Genomic DNA, 7,321 nt, shown 5'->3' on the forward strand with positions numbered 1-7,321 from the left:
GTCGCCTTTGATCAAGGAACGGGTTGCGTTCACATTGCTCCTGGGCATGGCCAGGAGGATTTCGACGTAGGCCTACAATACGGTCTTCCAGCTCCTATGCCCGTTGATAGCAAAGGTTTCTTCACCAAGGAAGCCGGAAAGTTCAGAGGAAAGCATATCCTTGAAGCCAACCAATTCATCATAGATGATCTGAAAAAAAGGAATTTACTCTTATACAACACAACCATCATTCATTCATACCCGCACTGCTGGCGGTGTAAAGAGCCCGTTATCTTTCGTGCTACAGAGCAGTGGTTTATCTCGGTAGATAAGGATGGTCTCCGGAAGGGAGCCTTGGAGGAGATAACCAAGGTAAAGTGGATTCCCGAGTGGAGTGAGAATAGAATAGCCTCCATGGTCAAGGAAAGACCCGACTGGTGTATTTCCCGTCAAAGATCGTGGGGCGTTCCCATCCCCGTTTTTTACTGCGAGAACTGTCAGAAGCCACTCGTAAGCGAGGAAACGATTGCAACTCTGGCTGATCTATTTAAAAGAGAGGGTGCAGATTCCTGGTTTAAAAAATCGGCTGAAGAAATACTACCCACTGGGATGGTCTGTTCCTCCTGCGGGAGTTCCAAATTCACGAAGGAGACAAATATCCTGGATGTTTGGTTTGAGTCAGGGATCAGTCACGCCGCGGTTCTTAAAAACCGCTCTGAGCTTGTATGGCCCGCTGACCTTTATCTCGAGGGGAGCGATCAACATCGAGGTTGGTTCCAGTCCTCTCTCTTAACCTCGGTTGGGGTCGAAGACAGGGCTCCTTATAGGGTGGTTTTAACCCATGGTTTCCTGGTGGATCAGATGGGGAGGAAAATGTCTAAGTCTTTGGGAAATGTCATCGATCCTCTGGAGGTAATCAAGGAGTCAGGTGCGGATATTTTGCGGTTGTGGGTTGCTTCGGCGGATTATACCACCGATATCGCCGTATCCCAGGAAATATTGGAGCGAATCTCGGAGACCTATCGTCGCCTTAGAAATACGGCTCGGTATCTTCTGGGAAACCTTCATGATTTTGATCCCAGGAAAGATGCCCTCCGCTACGAGGATTTAGAGGAGATAGATAAGTGGGCTCTACTCAAACTCCACAAACTTTTGCTCAAAGTGACTAAGGCTTACGAAGAATATAAGTTCCACCTTGTTTATCACGCCATTTATAATTTTTGCGTGACGGATATGAGTGCTTTCTATCTGGATGTCCTGAAAGACAGGCTTTACACATCAAAGGCGGATTCTCCGAAACGCCGTTCGGCCCAGACGGTTTTATTCGAGATTTTGGTTAACTTAGCGAAGATTCTTTCACCCATTTTGGCTTTTACATCCGAGGAGATTTGGCAAAATATTCCCGAAGAATACAGAGAGGAAATAAGCGTGCAGCTCTGTCCCTGGCCGAAAGCACAAAAGGAGTATTTAGACCGAGATATTGAGGAGAAGTGGGATAGGTTGCTTGAGGTTCGAGATGAGGCATTGAAGGCTTTGGAGATCGCACGCGATGAGAAACTCATCGGCAACTCTCTGGAAGCGATGGTGACCATCTATGCTCCCTCCGATTTATATGGTTTTCTCGACGGGTATAAAGATATTCTGCCCACGATCTTCATCGTTTCACAGGTTAACTTATCTCCCTCAACAGAGGCTCCGGGCAAAGCCTTCAGGAGTGAGAGACTCAAGGACGTTTCCATCTTGGTTTTGAAAGCTGTGGGAGGAAAGTGTGAACGATGCTGGAATTTCAGTGAAAGTGTGGGAAGGGATGCCAAGCATAAAAAACTTTGTGCTCGTTGCGTGGAGGTAGTGGAAAGTCTCACCGGTTGAGAGTATAGTCTTTTCTTTCCTCGGCGAAATGTATATAATCAAGGGGGATTAATATTAGTTCAACTTTTTTTCTTCCAAGGAAATCCAAGACTTCAGTGAGCCATTCTAGGTAGACCGCACGAAGTTGGAGGTTATTGTGGATCAAAAGAGGCTAGCTTATTTCAAGAAAATATTATTGAGGGAAAAATCTCGCTTGGAGCGTGAGCTCAAGGCAATCGATATTGGTATATTAAGTCAGTCTCAATCCGAACTTTCGGGGGAAAATTCCTATGTAGACCACTTCGCCGATAGTGCCACAGCTACTTTTGAGCGAGAAAGAGATCTTTCCCTGGAAAGGAATATTAAGGATATCCTCCAAAGAGTAAATATGGCATTGGCGAAGATTGAGAAGGGAACTTATGGCATTTGTGCTTCTTGTGGCAAGGAGATAGATATGGCTCGTCTGAAGGCCCTCCCCTATGCCGATTTATGTATTACCTGCAAGAAGAAGGAAGAGGAAAGTTGGTAAAATTGGGTTTAATTTCAATCGTCGATGAATTTCGACGGAGGTTTTATTGATTTTTCTGATCATTGCAGGGCTTGTAATTATACTGGATCAGTTGACGAAGAGCCTTGTGCGTCAAATCCTTTCCCCTGGACAATCCATCCCCATCATAAATGGTATTTTTCATATCACATATGTTAACAATCCTGGTGCCGCCTTTGGTCTCTTGCCCAATCATCATCTCTTCTTTCTCTTGGTAACATTCATTACCATTGTATTCATATTTCTTTATTATGGTCGCATCCGACCGCGAGAAATGCTCATCCAGGTGGCCTTGGGTATGGAGTTGGGGGGTGCCGCGGGAAATTTCATCGATCGCACAGCTTACGGTTTGGTCACAGATTTTCTAGACTTTCGCATCTGGCCCGTATTTAATGTAGCCGATTCGGCTATTGTAATTGGTCTCATCCTTTTGGTTCTGACTTTGTTGTTGGAAAAGAGGCAAGAACGGGCATCGAGTTTCGAATAACAAGTTTCGAGTAACGGATTAAAGGGTTAGATGTATCCAATCTTATTCCGCATAGGACCAATAACCTTTAAATCTTATGGATTTATGCTCGCTTTTGCCTTCGTAGTGGGTATACTTTTGGCATACCGGGAAGCGAGGCGCAGGGGGCTAAACCCCGATCTCGTCTTCGATCTAGTCCTTTACGCGGCTATTGGTGGAATAGTGGGAGCCAGACTCTCCTATGTCATCGGTCATTCAAGGGAATTTTTGATAACGCCCTTGAGAATTTTTGCCATATGGGAAGGGGGATTGGTTTTCTACGGAGGACTCGCTGGCGGCACCCTCGCTGTAATCCTCTTTATTTGGCTGAGAAAGCTTCCCCTTTGGGAGATTGGGGATATGATTGCACCGTGTCTTGCCCTGGGATATGCTATCGGCCGTATAGGATGCTTTTTGAATGGATGTTGTTATGGTCGCCTAACTAATCTTCCCTGGGGAGTGAACTTTTTTGACGTCCCACGCCATCCCACACAAATTTACAGCTCCCTTTATAGCTCGATTATCTTTGGCATTTTATGGTCTTTAAGAGCGAAGATAGCTCGTCCTGGAATTCTTTTCTGGCTATACGTGCTCATGTATTCTACAGCGCGTTTTGGTATAGAATTTTTGAGAGAGAGCCCAAGGGTGGCTGTGGGGCTCACAGCTTCTCAATTTACCAGCATTGGAATCTTTATTTTAGCCGTCGTCGCTTTAGCAACTGACTATTTCTCCCGCAGAAAATTGTCATGATACCTAAATTACAAGCTAGATATAAATCGCCTACGACAGAAGCTCTTTTGCCAAAACCATTGTTCTTAAGCACAAGGAATGTTTCAAATTCTAAGCACAAAGCACCAAATTCTAAACAATATTAAATGACCGAACATCTCCTGAGCAAAGTGGAGGGAATCCAAAGTTCAAAAGAAAATGAAATTCGATTTAGAAGAGCGTTTAGGATTTCAAAAATTTGGATTTTGAATTTGTTTTGGATTTATGTCCGGGGTATTTGAGGTTAAAATGCCTGATGACAAAAGGGAAGTTTACAAAATAGTGGTCAAAGCCAGTGACGTGGGGCAACGCCTCGATGCTTTTCTCGCTAAAAGGCGCAAAATCCCATCCCGTTCATTTGCCCAGAATTTGATTTCTCAAGGTTTAGTTCAGGTTAATGGTAAAATCATGACCAAACACCATCGCTTAAAAAAAGGAGAGACGATTTCACTTACGATTCCCCCTCCCGATGAACCCAAGATTTTACCCGAGCTCATACCCCTGAACATCATTTACGAAGACGAGGACATAATTGTACTCTCTAAACCAGCGGGTATGGTAGTGCATCCCGCTTATGGGCATACCACGGGGACTCTAGTGAATGCTCTTTTGGCTCATACCAAGGATCTCTCCGGAATTGGTGGAGTCAAACGCCCAGGGATTGTACATCGACTCGATAAGGATACTTCGGGACTCATGGTAGTGGCCAAAAATGACCAGGCCCATTTGAGTTTGGCAAAGCAGATTAAAAAGAGGAAATTATGGAGAATATATTTGGCTTTGGTGCACGGAACCTTCGATGTAGATTCCGGAACAATTGAAGCTCCCATCGGTCGAAGCCCTCGCCTACGGAAGAAAATGACGGTCATCAGCGCCGGTCGACATGCCATGACCAACTTTAAGGTCAAAGAAAGATTTAAAGATTATACCCTCTTAGAAGTTGATTTACAAACGGGAAGGACTCATCAAATCCGGGTTCACATGTCCTATATTAAACATTCGGTAGTTGGAGATCCGGAGTATGGCTATCGAAAGGATAGAAAAGAATTGGGTTTAAATAGACAATTTTTACATGCCCATCGTTTGCAGTTTACCCATCCCAGAACGGAAGAGAGTATATCCTTCGAAGATAAACTCCCAGAGGATCTAAACAAAGTGCTAACTCTTTTACGCAGGAGAGATCATTTAAAATCTTAGAATTTCTGCTGCCAGAGGTATTTTTGGAGTTAAAAGGAAAAATGAGATTGAAACTGGCATTAATCGTTAATCCTATAGCGGGGCAAGGAAGAGCGGAAAAGGCTTTGCCACAAGTGAAAAGAAAGCTCAAAGAGGTATTTAATCTACAAATTTATCGTACTCAGAGGGTTGGAGATGGTATCCTCACAGCTAAAAGGGCTTTAAATCAAGATTGTCAGATAATAGTGGCGATGGGCGGTGATGGAACAGTTTTCGAGGTGGTTAATGGAATTATTGGTTCAAAAGCCATTTTGGGCGTGATTCCCTGTGGTACGGGAAATGTATTCGCTGCGGAGATGGGCATACCTTTTAACCTCTTTAGGGCTTGTGAAGTCATTTTAAGGGGTTCAGCCAGGAACATCGATGTTGGGAGGGCTTGCCCCCCATCGCCTCTGACTCCAGGAGCTGGTAAGCGGGTTAATGATCGTTACTTCGTACTCATGGCCGGTGTAGGATTTGACGCTCAGATTGTGCAGGAAGTTAACCCCGAAGTCAAAAGGATGCTGAAGGATTTGGCCTACATTCTAACTGGCATAAAGACCCTGTTCACTTATAAGCCCACTTTGATGGAAATCGAGCTCGATGGAGAGGAAAAGGAGAAGGGTTACTTTGTGGTTGTCGGCAATGCCAAGTGTTATGCCGGACGCTATTTTAGCATCACGACTCAGGCGAGCATTGAAGATGGATGGTTGGATATCTGCATCTTCAAAAAAGGGGATATCGCAAGCTTTGTTCGGTACATCACGGGAGTTTTATTGAGGAAGCATCTTGCGTATTCAGATGTTTACTATAAGAGAGCCAAGCGAGTCCAAATCACCGCATCGGTATCAACACTGGTTCAAGCCGACGGGGAACTCATAGGGCAAACTCCAATGCACTTCGCGATATTGCCCCATGCGGTATCAGTAATCACTCCCTAAACCCAGCCTTTAATCCTGAACCTTAACCTTTAACTGTAATGTTTACGCACATTGGTAAGATCAATCCGGCTTCCTTTGAATTTCTCTAACATAGAGAGCGTACGTTATATCCTCAACCTCTTTGGCACTTTCAATTAATCTCTTGACTTCTTCCTTCATATCATCGCTATTTAACAGTTCTTTAAGGGATCTCTCGTCTACCTTTAAAATGCACTCCCAGAGCCCTAAGGGTTCTAAAACCTCCCTTAGTTTGTCAACATTATAGCTTTGAATGAGCCTTGGCTTTCGTGAGATTGCCACCTTATCCGAATAAAGACGGGAAAGACCATGTTTTTCGCAATAATCATGGATGATCCCCTGCAGCTCATCTAATCTCAAATTGATTTCCCTTAATTTCCTTTTAAGCTCCGCATATTCATCCACGACTCTTTCGATTTCGATGGTGGCTATTTCCCCCATTTCCTTAGACGGGTCCCCGTTTTCCTTTAGGAATTTGTGTTTATGAAGGGGACAATGAGTTTGAAAATCACACCATGGACAGAGAGCATTTTCCCTCGGTTCAAACTTACCCAGCTTAATATGGCTCATAACTTGTCTGATGATGTCCTTGGTTTCTTCAACATCCTCACGCGTTCTACTAGTACTTATTTTCTCATTGGGGATGAGAAAATACAGAGTCAATTTTTCCGGTTCGATTCCCCAAATCTCCTGAGCTGCCAGGTGGTAAATTGAAAGTTGTAGATCACTTTCGATTTTTGAGCGAGGGGGAAGCCTCCGGCTCGTCTTATAGTCGATTATTTCGTAGCCTCCCTCGGGAAGTTTATCCATTCTATCAATGACACCACTCAGAATAAATTTCTCAGAGTCTTCGCCGTCCAACTCTATTTGGAATTTATGCTCTAGTGCCGCCGGAATACGGAAATCTTTGACGTTGGTGTAATAGAAATTTGTCAATATTTCCTTGGCGTGCTCGAAGTAGATGGATTCCTCGCTTTGATCCTTGTATCCTTCCGGTTCCCATACCTTTGACAACAGCTCAAGGAGTTTATCCAGTGAGGGTGGTTTGGGGACGGGCACATTGTAAAAATGAGCTAAAGCGGCATGGAGACTGTTACCAAAGCTCCGAAGAGGAGTCTTCTTGGTGGGAAGCTTGTCAATGAACTGAAACTTATAGGAAAGGGGGCAGTTTTGATAAACCGTGATGGAAGAAAAGCTAAGTCTTAATTCCCGTCCACATGACCCATGCTTCGGCACGATTTCCCCCTTATACAGTATCTAGTACGGAAAAAGTAAAATTAACTCAATTTATTGTATAACGAACTAGTGTTCGAGTCAAATTTTTTGTTGAATTTTTCACGCCATTAATATGAATGTAAATTTTTGGCAGAATCCCTCATCAGCAGTATAATGGAATTAGTAATCAAATTTGATTTGAGGGTGATGAAGTGCATCGCATTGGGGATAAGGTATATTATCCTTATTTTGGCATTGGAATAGTTCAAGATATTATAGTAGGGA

At 43.9% G+C, this 7,321-nt stretch carries 7 protein-coding genes; 6 read left to right on the forward strand and 1 reads right to left on the reverse strand.

Translation table 11 applies throughout. From position 1 onward, the window contains the following. From AB1466_01960 to AB1466_01985, 6 genes are all read left to right on the forward strand, one after another. Positions 1-1,848: class I tRNA ligase family protein (locus AB1466_01960; GenBank protein ID MEW6188867.1), on the forward strand; the 1,848-nt coding region annotated here is incomplete at its 5' end. Between the two features lie 136 nt (positions 1,849-1,984). Beyond that, entirely contained in the window at positions 1,985-2,356 is a 372-nt protein-coding gene (locus tag AB1466_01965; protein ID MEW6188868.1) for a TraR/DksA C4-type zinc finger protein, read from the forward strand. Between the two features lie 46 nt (positions 2,357-2,402). Beyond that, positions 2,403-2,861 carry a signal peptidase II gene (gene lspA, locus AB1466_01970; protein ID MEW6188869.1) on the forward strand — a complete coding sequence of 153 codons (459 nt, stop codon included), beginning with the start codon at positions 2,403-2,405 and terminating at the stop codon, positions 2,859-2,861. 30 nt (positions 2,862-2,891) lie between these two features. Beyond that, on the forward strand, positions 2,892-3,629 hold the full coding sequence (gene lgt, locus AB1466_01975) for a prolipoprotein diacylglyceryl transferase (protein MEW6188870.1): 738 nt from the start codon (positions 2,892-2,894) through the stop codon (positions 3,627-3,629). A gap of 267 nt (positions 3,630-3,896) precedes the next feature. After that, a complete protein-coding gene (locus AB1466_01980; GenBank protein MEW6188871.1) occupies positions 3,897-4,844 on the forward strand; it encodes an RluA family pseudouridine synthase in 948 nt (315 codons plus the stop codon). Positions 4,845-4,885: 41 nt separating this feature from the next. Next, positions 4,886-5,803: a diacylglycerol kinase family protein gene (locus AB1466_01985; protein ID MEW6188872.1), complete on the forward strand. Its 918-nt coding sequence runs from the start codon at positions 4,886-4,888 to the stop codon at positions 5,801-5,803. Between the two features lie 60 nt (positions 5,804-5,863). On the opposite strand, the gene AB1466_01990 is transcribed toward AB1466_01985, so the two are convergent. Next, the gene (locus AB1466_01990; GenBank protein ID MEW6188873.1) at positions 5,864-7,057 is read right to left on the reverse strand and encodes a PD-(D/E)XK nuclease family protein; all 1,194 of its coding nucleotides are present in this window, start codon (positions 7,055-7,057) and stop codon (positions 5,864-5,866) included. Positions 7,058-7,321: the final 264 nt, after the last annotated feature.

It is taken from the genome of Actinomycetota bacterium (assembly GCA_040755895.1).
Lineage (GTDB): Bacteria > Actinomycetota > Aquicultoria > Subteraquimicrobiales > Subteraquimicrobiaceae > Subteraquimicrobium.